At 51.7% G+C, this 18,400-nt stretch carries 19 protein-coding genes; 2 read left to right on the forward strand and 17 right to left on the reverse strand.

The window, feature by feature from the left end; all coding sequences use genetic code 11:
* Positions 1-30 precede the first annotated feature (30 nt).
* From sbcB to ARC85_RS07420, 4 genes are read right to left on the reverse strand one after another with little or no spacing between them, the layout of a single operon-like run.
* A complete protein-coding gene (sbcB, locus tag ARC85_RS07405) occupies positions 31-1,479 on the reverse strand; it encodes an exodeoxyribonuclease I (protein WP_286714639.1) in 1,449 nt (482 codons plus the stop codon).
* A gap of 50 nt (positions 1,480-1,529) precedes the next feature.
* On the reverse strand, positions 1,530-1,772 hold the full coding sequence (locus ARC85_RS07410; protein ID WP_011786049.1) for a DUF2442 domain-containing protein: 243 nt from the start codon (positions 1,770-1,772) through the stop codon (positions 1,530-1,532).
* Positions 1,753-1,983, reverse strand: coding sequence for a DUF4160 domain-containing protein (locus tag ARC85_RS19635; protein WP_011786050.1), 231 nt, complete (start codon positions 1,981-1,983; stop codon positions 1,753-1,755). Before ARC85_RS19635 ends, ARC85_RS07410 begins: the two co-directional genes overlap by 20 nt.
* A 42-nt stretch (positions 1,984-2,025) precedes the next feature.
* Positions 2,026-2,919, reverse strand: a complete 894-nt coding sequence (locus tag ARC85_RS07420) for a DUF6160 family protein (RefSeq protein WP_286714640.1) — start codon at positions 2,917-2,919, stop codon at positions 2,026-2,028.
* 352 nt (positions 2,920-3,271) lie between these two features.
* Here ARC85_RS07420 and ARC85_RS07425 point away from each other — a divergent pair, with 352 nt between their 5' ends.
* Entirely contained in the window at positions 3,272-4,300 is a 1,029-nt protein-coding gene (locus ARC85_RS07425) for a response regulator (RefSeq protein WP_011786052.1), read from the forward strand.
* Positions 4,301-4,302: 2 nt separating this feature from the next.
* Positions 4,303-5,253 (forward strand): GGDEF domain-containing protein, encoded by a 951-nt coding sequence (locus tag ARC85_RS07430; protein ID WP_286714641.1) that lies wholly within the window; start codon positions 4,303-4,305, stop codon positions 5,251-5,253.
* Positions 5,254-5,290: 37 nt separating this feature from the next.
* On the opposite strand, the gene ARC85_RS07435 is transcribed toward ARC85_RS07430, so the two are convergent.
* The 13 genes from ARC85_RS07435 to gmd all read right to left on the reverse strand — a co-directional run bounded on the left by ARC85_RS07435 (position 5,291) and on the right by gmd (position 18,331).
* A complete protein-coding gene (locus ARC85_RS07435; RefSeq protein ID WP_014422046.1) occupies positions 5,291-5,659 on the reverse strand; it encodes a histone-like nucleoid-structuring protein, MvaT/MvaU family in 369 nt (122 codons plus the stop codon).
* 161 nt (positions 5,660-5,820) lie between these two features.
* Positions 5,821-7,083: a Vi polysaccharide biosynthesis UDP-N-acetylglucosamine C-6 dehydrogenase TviB gene (tviB, locus tag ARC85_RS07440; protein WP_286714642.1), complete on the reverse strand. Its 1,263-nt coding sequence runs from the start codon at positions 7,081-7,083 to the stop codon at positions 5,821-5,823.
* A 71-nt stretch (positions 7,084-7,154) separates the two neighbouring features.
* Complete coding sequence (locus tag ARC85_RS07445) at positions 7,155-8,576, reverse strand: MBL fold metallo-hydrolase (RefSeq protein ID WP_286714643.1); 1,422 nt, start codon at positions 8,574-8,576, stop codon at positions 7,155-7,157.
* Between the two features lie 44 nt (positions 8,577-8,620).
* Entirely contained in the window at positions 8,621-10,570 is a 1,950-nt protein-coding gene (locus ARC85_RS07450) for a nucleoside-diphosphate sugar epimerase/dehydratase (protein ID WP_286714644.1), read from the reverse strand.
* 3 nt (positions 10,571-10,573) lie between these two features.
* Positions 10,574-11,131, reverse strand: coding sequence for a sugar transferase (locus tag ARC85_RS07455; RefSeq protein WP_286714645.1), 558 nt, complete (start codon positions 11,129-11,131; stop codon positions 10,574-10,576).
* Positions 11,128-12,114 carry an NAD-dependent epimerase/dehydratase family protein gene (locus ARC85_RS07460; protein ID WP_286714646.1) on the reverse strand — a complete coding sequence of 329 codons (987 nt, stop codon included), beginning with the start codon at positions 12,112-12,114 and terminating at the stop codon, positions 11,128-11,130. The genes ARC85_RS07455 and ARC85_RS07460 overlap by 4 nt, the downstream gene beginning before the upstream one ends.
* On the reverse strand, positions 12,111-12,884 hold the full coding sequence (locus tag ARC85_RS07465; RefSeq protein WP_286714647.1) for a glycosyltransferase family 2 protein: 774 nt from the start codon (positions 12,882-12,884) through the stop codon (positions 12,111-12,113). Before ARC85_RS07465 ends, ARC85_RS07460 begins: the two co-directional genes overlap by 4 nt.
* Before the next feature lie 5 nt (positions 12,885-12,889).
* A complete protein-coding gene (locus tag ARC85_RS07470) occupies positions 12,890-13,954 on the reverse strand; it encodes a hypothetical protein (protein ID WP_286714648.1) in 1,065 nt (354 codons plus the stop codon).
* Between the two features lie 25 nt (positions 13,955-13,979).
* Positions 13,980-14,570, reverse strand: a complete 591-nt coding sequence (locus tag ARC85_RS07475) for a CatB-related O-acetyltransferase (protein WP_286714649.1) — start codon at positions 14,568-14,570, stop codon at positions 13,980-13,982.
* Between the two features lie 2 nt (positions 14,571-14,572).
* On the reverse strand, positions 14,573-15,319 hold the full coding sequence (locus ARC85_RS07480) for a hypothetical protein (protein WP_286714650.1): 747 nt from the start codon (positions 15,317-15,319) through the stop codon (positions 14,573-14,575).
* Between the two features lie 114 nt (positions 15,320-15,433).
* Positions 15,434-16,189 carry a Wzz/FepE/Etk N-terminal domain-containing protein gene (locus ARC85_RS07485; protein ID WP_286714651.1) on the reverse strand — a complete coding sequence of 252 codons (756 nt, stop codon included), beginning with the start codon at positions 16,187-16,189 and terminating at the stop codon, positions 15,434-15,436.
* Positions 16,190-16,236: 47 nt separating this feature from the next.
* Complete coding sequence (gene fcl, locus ARC85_RS07490) at positions 16,237-17,211, reverse strand: GDP-L-fucose synthase (protein ID WP_286714652.1); 975 nt, start codon at positions 17,209-17,211, stop codon at positions 16,237-16,239.
* A gap of 1 nt (position 17,212) precedes the next feature.
* Positions 17,213-18,331 (reverse strand): GDP-mannose 4,6-dehydratase, encoded by a 1,119-nt coding sequence (gmd, locus tag ARC85_RS07495; protein ID WP_286714653.1) that lies wholly within the window; start codon positions 18,329-18,331, stop codon positions 17,213-17,215.
* Positions 18,332-18,400 lie beyond the last annotated feature (69 nt).

Raw genomic sequence — 18,400 nt, forward strand, 5'->3', positions numbered from 1 at the left:
AACGCCAAATGTCTTGAGGCCTGACCCCACTTACATATAAGGAATCAGGGATTCGCCATAGAGATGTAAGTCCTCCAGTATCTGCTGCTTCTTGGGCGTCAGCTCCGTATCAGCCGCCAATCGCTGTAGCTCCTGACCATAGGCCTCCAGTGAGCGCCATCCCTTTTTCGGCTGCATCAATCGTTCGGTACGAAACTGCTCCCAGCGCTCCATTTCCTCGCCAATCAGGGCATCCGGATAGTTTCGGGCACGGTAACGGAACAGCATCTCCGGCAGGCGCGCGTCTTCAAACCTCACTTCCTGCTCGGCCAGGGTATCCACGGGTTGGGTCAGCAACCAGTTGAGTTTCTCCCGGTCGGTTTTACTGATAAATCCGCCCGCGTACAGTTGCTCGTCGGGATCGGTCAGGTCGCTGCCCTGAAAATCCTGTTCGAATGCCTGGGCAACACGGGCGGGCAGGTCCGGTGCTTTGCGCAGCTTGGCCAGGTTCGCCCGAAGCACATCACCATCTAACTCCAGCTCGGCCAAGCGCTCCTGTGACAGCGTGGAGAGCATATTCGCCGGCGCCAGCACCGGGCATTTGTTCAGTTGCACGCCTTTCAGTGGAAAGCGGCTAACGCCCTCCCCCAGTTCCGCCTGAGACGTAAATACCCGCTCACGGATCTCTTCTACCGAGGCGTTAATCAGCGCCTCCGGGTCTTCCCTAAGATCGTAAACGATCACCTGGTTCTTGTTGCTCAGGCTCTCTGCCAACGGCGCCACCAGCGCACAACAACCCCTTGCTGCCGGGTACTTGGCGGAAATATGAAACACCGGCTTCATAGCGGCGGTATCCAGCATTTGCCGCGCGGAATGTTTGTCTTTGTTGTTCAGAACGAAATCAAACAGCTTGGGCTGTTTTTCCTTGATCAGCTTTGCCACGGCAATGGTGGCCAGCACATCCGACATGGCATCGTGGGCAGCCTCATGAGCAATGCCATTGGCCACCGTCAGCTCTTCCAGCCTGAAACTCGGGCTGCCATCTTCTTTCCGGGGCCAATTTATACCCTCGGGCCGCAGAGCATAAGTCAGCCGCACCATATCAATAACGTCCCAGCGGGAATTGCCGTTCTGCCATTCCCGTGCATAGGGATCCCGGAGATTACGGTAAAGCGTATGGCGGGTGACTTCATCATCAAAACGCAGGCTGTTGTAGCCTACTGCGCAGGTTCCAGGCTGACTGAAAGCCTCGTTAATCTGGGCAATAAACTCCGCTTCCGGAAACCCGTCCTCCAGCGCTTTCTGAGGAGTAATACCGGTAATCAGGCAGGCTTCAGGAGATGGCAGGTAATCGTCGGCTGGCTTGCAATAGATCACCAGCGGGTCTTCGATGATATTCAGATCCGCATCGGTGCGCACACCCGCAAACTGGGAGGGCCGGTCATGAACCGGGTCTACGCCAAAGGTTTCGTAATCGTGCCAGTAGAAAGAGCGGATCAAAGGAAGACTCCTGCAACCGAAGTAAAGTCAGACGCAGGAGTTTAACAAACTTACGCGGCACTTTGCCGAGCATTACCCGTCAACATCGCCTCGATGCTCAGGTGATAATCCAACGCCTCCCACTCAATGCCCGTACCATCGCAGATAAAATGATACTGACGCACCTCCGCAATAGAGGCTGCCTCCAACTCAGGGTACCAATGCACAGGCGTGGAGATTACGCGGCCGTCTTCCAACTCCACGTGCAAGTGACGGTCGTCAATATGAACGGATTTACCCTTGAAACCAGGCATTCCACCTCTCCAGAAAATCAGATTGATGACGTTCAACGATCTTCAGGCACTCCCTCAATTCCTGATTCTTGAGGGTGCTGTACTTTACCGCGAAAGTCGACAACTCAATCTTAGCCCATCGTTCACCTCGGAGCACATGAACATGGGCGGGCGGATGGTCATTGGCGTAGAAAAAGAACTTGAAACCATTTAGCAGCAGTAGTGTCGGCATCCTTGCCTTTCGATCCTTCTATGCTTCGCTAGCCATCCACAATTAGAACAGTTTGGTACCCATATCCGACTGATGGGTGCGCAGGCGGTCGACACCTCCACCCGTCAATTGACTCAAATCTACCGTCATATTCGTTGGCAGGTTAATAAATACACCTTTCCCTACACTGATGGTGTTGGCACCATCCAGTGTCTGCCAAGCGACATTATCATCGCGCTGTAAACCGATAAAAAACCCATCGGTAAAGGCAACCTCGCCTTCGGCGGAGCCTTCCTCGCCTACGATAACGGACCGCAGGTTGGTCAGTGGTGCGCAGTTTACACCCGAAATACAGGTCATCGTTTCACTGCCATTGGGCGCAATACCAATATGGGACGCCCGATAATTAGTGGCCGTCTCTCCTTCCCCGGCAAACAACGCGGTATCGTATATGGTGCCCGACACATCTTCCCGAACCTTAAGCCCGGAAATATTACCGCTGAAACTGGTGGTGTTAGACGACACCGAACCCCGAGCTTGCTGAAACCCCATGCGGAACCCGGCAAGACCGGCGGCATCTTCCGCCAGTTCGATGTAGGGCATGCGTGCTTCGAAAGGAATTTCCTCGCCGGCGTTGTAGGTTTTGCCGTTGAAAACCTCGCCATCGTTACGGGCGATGTGACCAAGGGCCAGGTGGGTGGCAGAGAAATCCGTGCCGCCATTGATCTGGCCGGCCTGAATATCGTCAATATTCACGCGGGTCTCCACATCCATGGTCAGCGTCATACGCGTGAACTCATGGTTCTGGCCGGGAATATTTTCAATCTGCATAAAGGCCTGCCCGGTTACCTCGCCCATCGCATTATCTGAAATGGGCTCCAGTTCTGCCTGGGAAACGGGCGAAATACCCAGGCAGAGCATGGCAAGGGCAGCGCATCCGTACGCTTGCTTTGTCATAGATTGTGTCTCTGATTGTTTTAGTGAGTCAGTTTCGACACCCGACTCCATGCCTGCCCGCTGGTTTTATTATTTCGGTGCTGGCATGCGGCCCGTTATTCTTTGTAACAAACTGTTTCTTTTTGACCGCAACACGACTATATCCGACCGAGGCTCGTATATTGAGTGAGGTACATCACATTCATTCATTACCTGACCGTCATTTGTTGTTCAAGCTTGATGTTCGTCACAGGATTAAACTAGCTGAAACACCAATATGTCGCTTCGCGAACTTGTAATGTAGCCCGCATATACACAAGGCTTCATATTGGTATACTTACGCCCTTTCATTGAAGGCCCCAAACGGCACCCCATGACCACCAGAATACTGATCTGCGACGACTCTGCCCTGGCACGCAAACAAATGGCCAAAGCTCTGCCACCCGGCCTGGCAGACGACATCCTGTTTGCTGGCGATGGCAAAGAGGCTCTGACCATCCTGCGCGATCAGAAAGCCGAACTGCTGTTTCTGGACCTGAACATGCCGGAACTCGACGGCTACCAGGTGCTGGAACACATTCGTTCCGAAGATCTTCCGGTTCTGACCATCGTAGTCTCTGGTGATATCCAACCCGAAGCCCGGGAGCGCGTACGAAAACTGGGCGCCATCGACTTCATCAAGAAGCCAACCGACACCGGCGTTGTCTCCCGACTACTCAAAGAGTACGGCTTCTATCGCCCTTCCGAGCTTGAAGACACTGCCCTGAACGACGCCAGCCTGCACAGTCGAGAGGCAGCAGCCCCGGAAATCTCAGTAAGCCTGAGCGACTACCTGCAGGAGATCTCCAACGTGGCCATGGGCCGGTCCTCAGATCTGCTGGCCCGGCTGCTAAAGGTGTTTGTCAAACAACCTATCCCCAAAGTCGCATTTATCGCCAACTCTGAGCTGCACATGGCGATATCGGCTGCGCAACGAGCAGAAAACTATTCAGCCGTTTGCCAGGGCTTTACCGGCGCCGGTATCGCAGGCGAGGCCCTCCTGCTGTTTGAAGACGCCAGTTTCCGGGAAATGGCCGAACTGCTGCACTATGACGTGCTGGAAGGCGAATCCGTGAACGTGGAAGTGCTCATGGATATGTCGAGCATATTGTTTGGCGCGTTCATCAACGGTATTGGCGATCAGCTCGACCTGAAGCTGGGCCTGGGTCATCCGACCGTTCTCGGCCAGCACCGCCCGGTTAACGAACTGTTGGATCATCACAGCAAGCGGGAAGAACAGCTGCTGTGTATTGAGATCAGCTATGCTCTGGAAAACCGGGATATCCGATGCAACATGCTGATCCTGCTAACCGAGGACTCCATCCCATTCCTTGAAAAACGCCTCGCGTATCTGGTGGATTAACTATGGCCTTTAATCAGGACGCCAACGAATTCCATTGGTTAATGGACATGCTCGAATCCGTCGAGGTGGGCCTGGTGGTGCTGGACCTGGATTTCCACGTCCAGGCATGGAACGGCTTTATGGAACACCATAGCGGCATTACCGCCAGACAGATTCGGGATAAGGTACTGTTTGAAGTCTTTCCGGACATCCCGGAAGCCTGGCTTACGCGCAAGGTAGATGCCGTCGCCATGCTGAACACCCGGGCCTTTACCTCCTGGGAGCAGCGCCCTTACCTGTTCAAGTTCCGGAATACACGCCCGATCACGGGCACTGAAGAATATATGTTCCAGAACCTGACCATCAGCCCGATTACAGCCCCTAACGGAGAGGTAGAGAAGGTTTGCCTGCTGGTATATGACGTTACCGAATTTGCCAGCAGCAAACGGGCCCTGGAACGTGCGAACGAACAGCTCGCCAAACTCAGCATGACGGATCGCCTGACGGGGTTGCTGAACCGCGGCACCTGGGAAAATCTGGTGGATGCCGAATATGAGCGCTTCCGGCGATATGGCCAGGCCACAAGCCTTGTGATGTTCGATATCGACCACTTCAAACCGGTGAACGACACCTACGGCCACCTGGCCGGAGATGAAGTCATTCGCCATACCGCCGATGTTACGCGCAACAACATCCGGCAATCGGACAGCGCCGGCCGTTATGGTGGTGAAGAATTTGGGATTATCCTGCCGGAAACCGATGCTGAGAGTGCCCGGGTCATTTGCGAGCGCATTCGTGAGGCTATTGAGAACAGTACGGTTAGCACTACGGCAGGCGATATTCGCTACACAGTAAGCATGGGCATCGCGCAATTAACGGAAACGCCTGAGAACTATATGCAGTGGATGCAAAAGGCAGATGAGGCTTTATATAAAGCCAAGGAAAGCGGGCGGAACAAAGTCGTAATCAGTTAATATCCCCCTCCCTCTATTGAGAGAGGGGAATAAGCAGTTAATCCTGCTGCCAGCTCTGTACCGCTTCCTTACCGTGCTTTTCACGCCACTCATTCAGAGTCTTGTGATTACCACCGCGGGTTTTTACCACTTCACCGGTGTGCGGGTTTTTATAGGTTTTCAGCGGACGCTTTGCACGGGTACCGGTTGCAGTCTCGGCCTTGGCGCCAGCGATAGAAGGATCAATAGCAGACAGAATCTGCAGAACATCCTTCGGTGATTTGTCATACTCTTTCATCAAATCGCGAACTTTATTTTCAAATTCCAGTTCGCTTTTCAGTGCCTGGTCCTTTTCGAGCTTCTCCAGCTCGGCGGCCAGCTTTTCCATCAGCTGTTTCTTCTGGTAATAATCATTAATCTTTGCCATGGAAATAAAACCTTTTATCGTGGGGTTTTAAATACTGAGTAAATATGACCGAGAGTCGAAACAAATAATAATAGAGAAACCAAAACAAGGCAAAACAAATTACTTAAATCGACTTAATAAAAAAGCCGACACATTGGCCGGCTTCATAGTTCACATTAAGATCAGAGGCGCAAATCAGCCTCCCCTAGCGGCAACACACCCTTCAAATCAAATAAAACGCCATTACCATTCGTATAAGCACGCAGTTGCTCAGCTGAAAGACCTGCATATTCGCGGTGCGGTACCGCGAGAAATACCGCATCATATTCACCGGCTTTGGGTTCGGAAACCAGAGAAATACCATACTCATGCTCGGCTTCTTCATTATTTGCCCAGCAATCGGTGACATCCACGTGGCAACCGAAATCCTTTAACTCATTAACCACATCGATAACGCGGGTATTACGCAAATCCGGGCAGTTTTCCTTGAACGTTAGCCCCATGACCAATACACGAGAATTGGCAATGGTATGCCCCCTCTTGATCATCGCCTTAACCAGTTCGGCGGCTGCGTATGGCCCCATATTGTCGTTCACACGGCGGCCAGCAAGAATAATCTCAGGATGATAACCAATGGCCTGGGCCTTATGGGTGAGGTAATACGGATCTACACCAATACAATGCCCGCCAACCAATCCGGGTTTGAACGGCAGGAAATTCCATTTAGTACCAGCAGCAGCCAACACTTCATGGGTATCGATCCCAATGCGGGCAAAAATCATCGACAGCTCATTCATCAGCGCAATATTCAAATCCCGCTGAGTATTTTCAATGACCTTTGCCGCTTCCGCTACCTTGATGGAACTGGCCTTATGGGTTCCCGCAGTAATGATGCCGGCGTAAAGATCATTTACCTCATCGGCAATCTCGGGCGTGGAGCCGGAGGTTACCTTCATAATGGTGGTAACGCGGTGTTCCTTATCGCCCGGGTTGATACGCTCCGGACTGTAACCGGCAAAGAAATCCTGATTGAACCTGAGGCCGGACATCTTTTCCAGAACCGGCACACAGACTTCTTCAGTGGCACCGGGGAACACCGTGGATTCATAAACAACGATGTCACCCTTCTTGAGGACTTTACCCACACTCTCACTGGCCTTTACCAACGGGGTAAGGTCTGGCGATTTGTATTCGTCAATCGGGGTTGGCACGGTCACGATGTAGACCTGGCAATCGGCAATGCCATCCAGAGAATCCGTAAACGACAGTTTCGACGACGCCGCCAGTTCATCCCGGCTCACCTCGCGCGTGAAATCAATGCCATCCTTCAGCTCGGCAATCCGTTTGGGGTTGATATCAAAGCCAACCACCTCGCGCTTTTCGCCGAATGCAGCCGCCAATGGTAAGCCCACGTAACCAAGGCCGATTACCGCAATCCTTTTCATATATTCTCCTGCCTTAAATAAGGTCTAAGCGCTTGGGCAAACTGTCGCATGAACAGCGCATGCTCACCCCGTTATCCTACTGGAATCAGAATATCAGAATCCGGTGCAATTGCCTCCAGTGCCTGTTTAAAAGCGTGCTTGGCATCCGAATCGCCATGAACAATGCGAATTTCGGCGGGTGTTTCAGGAATGCCTGCAACAAACCGAAGCAAATCATCCTGCCCGGCATGGGCCGAATAGCCACCAACAGTGTGAACGCGAGCGGAAATACTATAACGCGCTCCGTCCAGCTCCACCCATCCACCACGTGGCCCATAAGTCAGAATATCCCGCCCGGGCGTTCCAGCAGCCTGATACCCCACAAAAACCACATCATTTCGGGCATCGCCCAGCATTGCCTTCAGGTAGTTCACTACCCTGCCACCGGCGCACATACCAGAACCCGCAATAACCACGCAGGGACGATGAGTGCGAGCCAAATACTCAACCGCATTCAAATGGTCTTCGTGGGAATTGATCACCGTGAGCTGCTCGAACGACAGAGGATGCCGGCCCGCGCTAACGAGCTCCCGGGCCTCATCATCCCAAAATGGCTTGAGATCCCGATAGATTCGGGTGAATTCGGCGGCCAGCGGCGAATCCACAACAATTTCCAGGTCCTGCCATCGGAGTGATCCAGAGGAGCCTTCTGCGCTCGACTGTGAAATCTCAGATTCCCCAAATTCGGCAATCAGCCCTTCGATCTCATAAAGCAGATCCTGGGTGCGCCCGATACTGAATGCCGGAATCAGCACCGTACCGCCGTCTTCCAGGGCATGCTCAAGTACCGATTTCAATCGATAGCGGCGGCTCTCCCGGTCTTCGTGGTTCTTATCGCCGTAGGTGCTTTCGATGATCAGGCGATCCGCCTTCTCAGGTGATAACGGCTCAGGCAGGAGTGGTGCGTGACTCGCACCAAGATCCCCGCTGAACACGATACGTTCGTTGCAATGACCATCGTGGACCTCGCATTCCACATAGGCAGAACCGAGAATATGCCCAGCCCTTTGCAACCTGATTTTCAGCGCAGTACCGCCCTCAGAAACCACCTCATGCCACTGGCCATAGGGCAGCGGCACCAACTGGCTACGTATACGCTCCAAAACCCGGATAATCAAAGCCCGATCCCGGGTAAAACCGATCTTCAAAGCGTCTTCGAGAATTTCCGGCAGCATGATGGCGGAGGGTTCAGAGCAGACAATCGGCCCATCAAACCCGGCTGCCAATAGATAGGGAATCCGCCCGACATGATCAATATGGACGTGAGTGACCACAAGGGCGCGGATATGATCAATGGGAAAATCAATCGCCAGCTCCATGGCAGAGGAAGCCCGGCCTTTTTCCTGCCCCTGGAACAGGCCGCAATCAACCAGAATGCCAAAATCCGGAACCCGGAGCTCATGGCAGGAGCCTGTGACGCCATTAACAGCGCCGTGGTGTTTTATCTGAATCATTCAACAGTCCTTGTTGACGTCCCAAGTGGAACGGTTCGATGCGGTTAGCTCAAGCGGAGGACTTTGCCATCCTTATCGTGATGTTCCGGAATTTCCGCCCCAGCTTTACACCAAACCAGGTCAGCCACATCCCCGTTAGGCGAATAGGCCGTTCGGGCTTCTATCAAAATATTCAATGCGGCTTTACAGTCAAAGCTCTGGCTGGCTCGCGTTAGTCGCCCCAGATACTCCTCAACTTCATCCCATGTCAATGACACTTCGCGCGCCATCAATATTCTAGGGTGAGCCGTACCCTGAGGGTTATCGCCTATCAGCAGTTCCTCGAAAAGCTTTTCGCCCGGTCGCAATCCGGTATATACAATCTCAATATCGCCGTCGGGAGAATCCTGAGTTTTCTCCTCAAGCCCCATCAAGTGGATCATCTTACGGGCAAGGTCGGCTATTCTTACTGGCTCGCCCATATCCAACACGTAAACCTCTCCCCCCTGCCCCATGCTGCCAGCCTGCAGCACCAACTGGCTGGCTTCCGGAATGGTCATGAAATAGCGGATGATATCCGGGTGCGTAACCGTGACTGGCCCACCATCGCGAATCTGATCTCGAAAAAGAGGCACCACAGATCCAGAAGAACCCAGCACATTTCCGAAGCGCACCATAGAGAAAACAGTCTGGCTCTGGCGTTGCGACAAGCCCTGCAGCACAAGCTCTGCCATACGCTTGGTCGCACCCATCACATTGGTTGGGCGAACGGCCTTATCTGTTGAGATCAACACAAATCGCTCGACACCCGCCGCGATGGCCGCTTCTGCAGTATGCCAGGTACCAAACACGTTATTCTGGATACCCTCGATGACATTGTGCTCCACCAAAGGCACGTGCTTATAGGCGGCCGCATGATATACCGCTTGAACACGGAACGCCTTCAAAACGGCCTCACACCGCCTTCTGTGAGTCACACTCCCAAGAATTGCGTGTACGGTTACATCCAGGCTTTCTATCTGGCTGATGGACCGAAGTTCTCGTTCAATGGAGTACAGCGAAAACTCGGATTGCTCAAATAACACCAACACCTTGGGCTTGTGTCGAATGATCTGCCGGCACAGTTCAGAGCCAATGGAACCGCCGGCCCCCGTGACCATAACTGACTTTCCGTAGAGGCTTTCCGAGACAATGGCAGTATCCGGCCGAACGGGATCACGCCCCAACAAATCCTCAATCTCCAGATCCCGAATATCATTAATGCGGGCCTGGCCCGCCACAAGCTCAGACATCGACGGCACAGTCTGAACCGGAATGGAGAGCTTCTCCAGGGACGAGAGCAACTGCTTTCTGTTCACCGGTACAGCATCTTCCAACGCCAGCAACGCCCGGGAAGCATCCAGCTCTTTCACCGCTTTTTCGAGATGCTCAATCGAGTAGACCGGCAAGCCACCAATAACCGAACGATGATTGCTGCTTAACAGCGAGACAAAACCTATCGGACGATACTCAACGCCTTGTGACAGGGCAGATGCTAATTGCAGACCTTTGGGGCCAGCCCCAACAATAAGCACACTATTTTTGGCCTTCTCCCTGGGCCGTCGGACAATAGCGCGAACCGTAAAGCGTGTTCCGGCAACGAGAAGAAACGCAAAGGCGCCGTAAATGACTGGCACGGAGCGCGGTACCAGGGCCTGAAACAGAAAACCGAAAACGATAAGAGCGACGCTTGAAAAAGCCACCCCGACGATAATGGCCAGAAACGCATGTTCACTGAGATAACGTATAACAGCTCGATACAGACCCAGCTTGATGAATGCGCCAATCGTTACCAGAACCGCCGCGAAACAAACAATCAATTGCTTGCTGTCCGGCATCCAGCTGACGGTTTCGAACCTTAACGCAAACGCCCCCCAAACCGCGACGGAGAGCAGCAGAAAGTCTGCAAGTACCGAGATGAATCGCTTTAGAGGCCTGGACCATCCCAGAATAGAATTGATAACGCTGGCTACCATCGTCTACTCCCGCGATTTAACGCGATCCCCCGCCCCTTTGCCTGTCACCGTCTGCAGGATATATCGGAAATAATGCTTCAAATCCAAGGAGCGAAGCATCGCGGCATCAGTTTCCGCAAGCAGTTGAGGGGTGGACATATCAATATCATTCACTTGCGCCAGCCCGGTAATGCCAGGCCGGGCATCGAGCACCCCGCGGCTCTCCCGCTCCTGAATGAGCTCCACCTGGTTAAATAAACACGGCCGAGGGCCCACCAGGCTCATCTCGCCCTTGAGCACATTCCAGAGTTGCGGCAGCTCATCAAGCTTGGTCCGCCGGAGAAATCGGCCAACTGGCGTAATGGACGACGAATCAGCCAGATGGCTGGCGACCGATTTGGTTTCCGGCGCCATGGTACGAAACTTCACCAGGATGAACGGCTTTTTACAACGGCCAACCCTCTCTTGGCGAAACAGAGGTGAGCCAGTATCAAGCAATCCAACGACATAAATAGCCACCAGAAACGGAAGGCCAAACACAAGCCCCAGAGTGGCAAATAGAATATCCAGAACTCTGATCACGCGGACTCTCCGGATTGCGGGCGTTGATGGAAAGCGTCCACCGTCGCTTTCAGTCCTTGCTGAACTGAATAAGGGGCAGACCAGTCCAAAACGTTCCGAGCCTTGCTCGAATCGATCGTCAATTCTCCCGTCAAACGGTTCACAGCCTCTGCCTTGCTCAACACAGCTCCCAACCATCGAAACAGAAAAACCGGCACAGGTACCAGCCAAGCCGCTCTCCCCTGCGCTCGCCGGAGGTTCTTCAGAAGCTCAGCCAAAGAAAGCGTTAAATCATCACCAATCAGAAACGTCTCACCAGCAGCCCCTCGTCCACCAATACAGTGAGCCAGGAAGTCTGCGAGGTTGCCAACATAAACCATGCTTCGCTTGTTCTTCATGGAACCAAATGGCAGCGGTACCGGCAAGTTACACAGTTTCAATAAACTCAGGAAATTACCCTTCACGCCCGGCCCATAAACCAACGGAGGACGCACCACCACCAGCTCCAAGCCCACTTGCTTACAGAAATCGCGCAACTTCCACTCGGCCTCAGCCTTTGAACGAGCGTATGCGTCCTCCGGCGACGGCTCATCAGTCTCCCTGAATGGAGCGCGGTGGTTGGTGCTCTCACCATTGACTTTAACCGTACTCACAAACACCAAGCGCTTAACCCCGGCTTTGCTGGCCTCAGTAGCCAAATTCAGAGCGCCATCAACGTTCACACGCCGAAACTCTGCTAGCGGATCCAAAGAAGTGTCATTCATCACATGAGCGCGAGCAGCGCAATGAATTACGACATCAACACCCTGAAGCGCTTCAGCCCAGCCGGCTGGCTCACTCAGTTCCAGGCCGGAAACAACCCGGCAAGCTGAACTGTCAACGCCCCGCTCCGAGCGACCTGCTGCCACAACGTCGTAAAGCTCAGGGTGCTCTAAAAGGCGCTTTACAACGGCACCGCCAACAAAACCCGAAGCCCCGGTTACCAATATCCTTTGCCTGGTCATGGCATGGGCCGCCTGATCAGCTCCAGCAATTTGAACGGAATCTTGCTTAAAACAAGCAGCAGATTGGTGTATACGCCGTTATCTCTGCAGGCGCGGACAATCTCCCGATTCAGCCGGATGCTGCTTCGGATACCGCTGGTACTGACTCCACCGGCACGCATGCGAACGAGCACTCTATCCAGATACTGCCATTTTAAACCAGCCACCAATAACCAGCGAACAAACATGTCGTAGTCTGCCGCAATACGCATATCCAGACGGTATTTACCTACCCGCTCATATGCGCCTTTCCGGACAAACGTTGCAGGATGCGGCGGCATCCATCCGAAACGGAGTTTCCAGGGCCGAAAATGGCCGCTCTTGTAATAACGTGTTACTCGCTCGAGATTGTCAGGCTCAACGAAGACCACATCACCGAATACGATATCAATCTCTGGATGATCCTCGAATAGACGCACAACCGCAGAAACCACCTCTTTATTTTCAAAAAAATCATCCGAATTCAGAATCCCAATAATATCGCCGGTAGCATGGTGAATCCCCTTATTCATTGCGTCGTACAAACCGCGATCCGGCTCCGAAACTACGGTACTGACGCTATCACGGTACTGATTCACAATGTTTACGGTGCCATCACTCGAGGCACCATCGACCACAACATGCTCAAGTTTTTCATAATACTGCGACCGCACAGACTCCAATGTGCCACGAATCGTTGCCTCACTATTGAAGCATACAGTAATGATCGATACAGATAGCTTATTATTCATAAAACTCACAAAACGACAGTTGAACGATCCGGCCGGTAAAAATACACGAATGGCCCCAGCAACAAATAATCAAAGATATTTCCGAGATAAATAATATCGAGCGATGCGCGAGCAATGAAAACCGCTGATATTACTGAAAGGACAAAAAGGCCATTAGATAGCATCAGAAGAACAGCCACCGAAAGAGCTAGAATAATACCAATACTCACCAAACCAAAATAACTATGGGCACGAAGGAAGGCATTGTGAGTGTTACCACCGTGATCAACAATTGAGTCCACCGCCGAAAGCTCCGTACCCAAAAACAAAGAGCTCACGTTCGTTTGATCGGCATACTCTCTCAGCATCTCGCTCCGGGGGCTCTCAAAGCCAGCAGAAAAGTTAGTGCTGCCAGAAATATAGTTTAGGAGTGGATCGAAGCCCAGCGTCAGCAAAAGAACTGAAAGGAGGCCCAGGAAAAACGAGCCTGCGAGGCCAAAGTTCAGATACAGTACCAGCGCGAATAGCACCGCACCGCCCACAATGTTAGCCCTACCGTATAGCGGGAACATTAATAAAAGTGCCAGTGCACCTAACAGTATTGAAGGCTTTGAGTTTTTTTCATAGCAGTACCACACATAGCCTGACAAGAGCGCCAGCAACACTGCACCTACTCCATTCCTGCTGTATCCCTTAAACACACTGTTGAATTCACTCGGCCCGAATTCCAGGACTGCAAAGAGGTAAAGCAAGAAAAATGAAAACAGGGAAAGCGGTATTGTTATGAAAACCCACCCAAGATCATGATCTCTAATCAATATCGCCAAACAAAGCGACGAAAAAAGTGACAAGATAAAAAAAAGGCTTGCGAGAAAATTAGAGTCCGCCTTTACTATGGTAATCCCAAGCATTATCAAAGCAACAACAAGGGGTATCCAGACACGAACTCGATAAACCGAAAGAAAATAGGTAAGAAAGAAAGCTCCAGTCAAGCCGCTCAGCATCCTAAAGGTGCCGCTTCCCAAAAAAACCGCTGAAAAGCAAAAGCCTAAAAAAAACAACGCCGCCACTGTCAGGAGCGCCCGATCCAACCTTATCGCCACGGGCAGGCTAAGACTAAGCCTCACCGATCTTCTCACTTTCGTTAAGGAACGCTTCTATATCTGAAAACAGCTCCCAGTTTTCCTTTATCCATGATAAGTCTTTATCCCACCACTTTATTGCCAACAGACTCTTGATTACATCGGCATCGAACCGGTATCGAATGAACCTGGCAGGCACACCGCCCACCAATGAATATGGCTCAACGTTTTTAGTAACCACAGCGCCAGCAGCTATACAGGCGCCGTCACCGATGCGAACACCATCGCAGACAATCACACTCTGTCCAATCCAAACATCATTACCGATAACAACACGTTCCGACTCGTTGAACTTATCCCTATCAGAAAAGCTCAGGCCTGATGCATTGGATTTTGAATAAAAGGCAGGATGAGTAGATACATAATTACGAACGGGGTGTTTACCAAGACCTATTCGTACATCCGGACCAATTGAACAAAACTTACCAACTTCGGCATTGCTAATTCGACCTCCATTTGCGACGTACGAACAGTCCCCTATGACGGCATTATTCACACGGCAAAATTTATTAATTTTTGCCAACTCTGAAATAGAACTATTTCTGATCAAAGATAGAAATGCCACAACTAACTCCTCCCCCCCTTCTCAAAGGCATCGATAAACGAATCGGGAGTTCGGTTAATAACTCGAACATCTTTTCGGATGGCAATTCTGGCGAGAACCTTATAGCTTTTATGCAACAAGTAATACGCTCGAAAAATATCTTCCACAGAAAAATGAATCCCATTTTCAGAATCTTTCAGTAGCGGAGTCATTTTAGGATTACCATCATAAAAGTGGACATCCTTGATCATTAGCTTGTTTTCATTGTTCAGATGAAGGTACTTATGCCAGCTATGATCAGCTCCCTCAAGAAATATCCTTGAGTACCCAAGCAGAACTCCAACATAGATTGCGGCCACCATAACATTCTGGGCCCGTGGCATAATCACTTGATGTTCCATTAGCCACAACGAGATGGCTCCACCATCTAAAGGAAATCCTGCATCTCTAAAATAGATGATATGAAGCTTTTCCGAGGACACCAAATTTTCAATTTTTGCTTCGTATCCTTTGAACCGTAAAGGAATATAAAGTGTCATCGACCATGTTAGTTTTTCGCATATAGTGCGAAAAACTCTACTCGCCACCGAATCAGGATCTTCCAGCCCAACAACAAACAAAGGATCGAAAATGACATAATGACGGGGTTTAAAGAACTCAAAATGACTGTTCAAGGCAAAAAGATTTACACACATGAAGTCAGTGCCCGACTCTGGTTCGGGCGAGGCTTCAATGTATTGGTTTAACCCCGGGCCATTGGCGAGAATCACCAACGAGGTATTCCGATTCTCCAGCGGAGTAATGGACGCATGTCTAGATTGGACCGGAAGAAATGACAGGAAAAAACGAACAGCGTAGCTCAATAACCTAGACATCACGCAACCTCAAACCGCACTCATACGCTTTCTTGCATGGCTAAAAAGCGCCCACACCAAAGTAACGATACTCGCCAGGACACCGGCTAAGAACCCTCCAATTACAACAATAAATAGCGGACTCCGGGAGACGGGCTCCAAACTAGGTTGCGCCACAGTAATGGCTTCGGGCTCTTTTACAAATGAAATTTTCTGCTCAATTTCTGCCTTCCTTTCTACAGCGTCGGGTAGTGCAGCCCCTGAATCTTCCATCGCCCGCAACAGTTCAATCGTCTCATTTACGCTGGCGAGTTGCGCCTTTAATCCCTTCAGGTAACGCTCAGCCGCGTTTTTTTGCCTCTGTATTACCTCGTTCGTCACGCTTTGATGGACTTGCTCCAAATCATTCTGTTCTGCTGGTTCCGCTTTGGATGTCAGCTTCAACAGCATCGTATCGGCGGGAATTTCAATAACGAGTTGGAAGGGCATCCTCTGCGATCTTTCATCTCTGTAGATCGTTTCAGTTGTTGGTAAAACAGAGTATTGAAGCCAGCCGACCAAAGCACCTGAAGACTCTATCGGTTCCTCCGAGGACTTCTCAGCCAACTGCACAAGCGTCGTATATTGATACTTCTCAGGGAGAACCAGAGCAACAATCAACGCCAGTAGCAGAATGATCGAAAACGCCAAAAAAAACACTTTTTTAAATCGGATAAAAACCGATGCCAAATCGATCAGGCTAACTTCCTGAATCTTGTCGTTCGCTGTAGGAGCAGGAGAATGCATAGTAGCTATATACCCAGTATGTTGATCAGACGCTTTTGGTGCCTCCGTTAGCCTCGAACAGCCGATTCATGCTGCAAGAACCACTCGTAGCTACCACGCAACCCTTCTTCAAGGGCAATCGATGCATGCCACCCCAACGCCTTCAACCGGCTCACATCCATTAACTTCCTCGGCGTGCCATCCGGTTTGCTGCTGTCGAATACCAGCCTTCCCGAAAATCCGGTTACCCTGGCAACCGTCTCTGCCAGTTCTCGAATGGTGCAATCCACACCGGTACCTACGTTAATATGGGAGAGCATTGGCTCGGTATTTTGAGCGTAGGTTTCGTGGTCCAACTCCATGACATGCACGCTGGCTGCGGCCATGTCATCCACGTGCAAAAACTCACGCATAGGCTTGCCACTACCCCAGATAACCACTTCCTCATCGCCGGCCTTAACCGCTTCATGAAACCGCCGCAACAACGCCGGAATCACGTGGCTGTTTTCAGGGTGGAAGTTGTCATTAGGGCCGTACAGGTTGGTGGGCATCACGCTGCGGTAGTCCCGTCTATATTGGCGGTTATAGCTTTCGCAAAGTTTGATACCGGCAATTTTGGCAATTGCGTAGGGCTCATTAGTGGGCTCAAGAATACCCGTTAGCAAGGCATCTTCCCGCATGGGCTGTTCGGCGAACTTCGGGTAAATGCAAGACGACCCGAGAAACAACACCTTCTGCACACCGGCCTGGTGAGCGGCATGAATCAGGTTGGCTTCGATCATCAGGTTTTCATAGATGAATTCCGCCGGGTAGGTGTTATTGGCATGAATACCGCCTACCTTCGCCGCTGCGATATACACCTGCTCCGGCTGATGCTCGGCAAACCAGGCATGTACCGCAGCCTGGTCCAACAGATTCAGCTCATCTCTGCCGGCCGTAAGGATGTTGGGGTATCCCAAGGTCTCCAGGCGCCGAACAATTGCCGAGCCCACCATGCCGCGATGGCCGGCCACAAATACCTTCTGATTGCGCAGTTCTGCCATCTTAGTTCTCCACCGATACCGGAACATCATGGCCATGGGCCTTGAGTAAGGCATGGCGCTTCGCAGCCTGCAGGTCCTCCTGAACCATCTCGGCGCACATCTCCTGCACGGTAATCTCCGGCACCCACCCCAGTTTCTCCTTGGCTTTGGTTGGATCCCCCAATAAGGTTTCCACCTCGGCTGGTCGGAAATAGCGGGGATCCACCTTCACAATCACGTCGCCCGGCTTCACTGCTGGCGCCGCATCACCAGACACCGCTACAACTACGCCAATCTCATCCACACCCTCACCATCGAAACGAAGCTCAATACCCAGCTCCGCCGCAGACCACTTAATAAACTCCCGAACCGAATACTGAACACCGGTCGCAATAACAAAATCCTCGGGCTGATCCTGCTGCAACATCATCCACTGCATGCGCACATAATCCTTGGCATGCCCCCAATCCCGGAGTGCGTCCAGATTGCCCATGTACAAACAGCTCTCAAGCCCCTGAGCGATATTCGCCAGGCCACGGGTGATCTTACGGGTAACGAAGGTTTCACCGCGCCGGGGCGACTCATGATTGAACAACACACCATTACAGGCATACATGCCGTAAGCTTCCCGATAATTCACGGTAATCCAGTAGGCGTAAAGCTTGGCAACGGCATAGGGCGAGCGCGGATAAAACGGTGTAGTTTCTTTCTGGGGAATCTCCTGTACCAGGCCATAAAGCTCAGAGGTGGAGGCCTGATAGAAGCGGGTTTTCTTCTCCAATCCCAGCAAACGAATGGCCTCTAAGAGGCGCAGGGTGCCCATGGCATCTACATCTGCAGTGTATTCAGGTGACTCAAAGCTAACGGCCACGTGTGACTGCGCCCCCAGGTTATACACTTCGTCTGGCTGCACTTCCTGCAAAATGCGCGTGAGGTTGGAAGAATCCGTAAGGTCACCGTAATGCAACACAAATCGCTGATTATCGGTATGAGGATCCTGATAGATATGGTCTACACGCTGAGTGTTGAACAACGAGGCCCTGCGCTTGATACCGTGCACCTCGTAGCCCTTTTCCAGCAAAAACTCTGCAAGGTAGGAACCATCCTGGCCGGTAACACCGGTAATCAACGCCTTCTTCATTGTGCGACCCTAGAAATTTTGCAAACAACATAACAGAAACGGGCCTTCGCTCAGCACGAAAGCCCGTTT

Origin of the sequence: Marinobacter sp. tcs-11, assembly GCF_002049515.1 — a bacterium.
Lineage (GTDB): Bacteria > Pseudomonadota > Gammaproteobacteria > Pseudomonadales > Oleiphilaceae > Marinobacter > Marinobacter nauticus.

Coding starts and splice junctions, on each gene's coding strand:
- ARC85_RS07410 (WP_011786049.1), bottom strand. CDS start 1,772: ATGCCTGGTTTCAAGGGTAAATCCGTTCATATTGACGACCGTCACTTG.
- ARC85_RS19635 (WP_011786050.1), bottom strand. CDS start 1,983: ATGCCGACACTACTGCTGCTAAATGGTTTCAAGTTCTTTTTCTACGCC.
- ARC85_RS07420 (WP_286714640.1), bottom strand. CDS start 2,919: ATGACAAAGCAAGCGTACGGATGCGCTGCCCTTGCCATGCTCTGCCTG.
- ARC85_RS07425 (WP_011786052.1), top strand. CDS start 3,272: ATGACCACCAGAATACTGATCTGCGACGACTCTGCCCTGGCACGCAAA.
- ARC85_RS07430 (WP_286714641.1), top strand. CDS start 4,303: ATGGCCTTTAATCAGGACGCCAACGAATTCCATTGGTTAATGGACATG.
- ARC85_RS07435 (WP_014422046.1), bottom strand. CDS start 5,659: ATGGCAAAGATTAATGATTATTACCAGAAGAAACAGCTGATGGAAAAG.
- tviB (WP_286714642.1), bottom strand. CDS start 7,083: ATGAAAAGGATTGCGGTAATCGGCCTTGGTTACGTGGGCTTACCATTG.
- ARC85_RS07445 (WP_286714643.1), bottom strand. CDS start 8,576: ATGATTCAGATAAAACACCACGGCGCTGTTAATGGCGTCACAGGCTCC.
- ARC85_RS07450 (WP_286714644.1), bottom strand. CDS start 10,570: ATGGTAGCCAGCGTTATCAATTCTATTCTGGGATGGTCCAGGCCTCTA.
- ARC85_RS07460 (WP_286714646.1), bottom strand. CDS start 12,114: ATGACCAGGCAAAGGATATTGGTAACCGGGGCTTCGGGTTTTGTTGGC.
- ARC85_RS07465 (WP_286714647.1), bottom strand. CDS start 12,884: ATGAATAATAAGCTATCTGTATCGATCATTACTGTATGCTTCAATAGT.
- ARC85_RS07485 (WP_286714651.1), bottom strand. CDS start 16,189: ATGCATTCTCCTGCTCCTACAGCGAACGACAAGATTCAGGAAGTTAGC.
- fcl (WP_286714652.1), bottom strand. CDS start 17,211: ATGGCAGAACTGCGCAATCAGAAGGTATTTGTGGCCGGCCATCGCGGC.
- gmd (WP_286714653.1), bottom strand. CDS start 18,331: ATGAAGAAGGCGTTGATTACCGGTGTTACCGGCCAGGATGGTTCCTAC.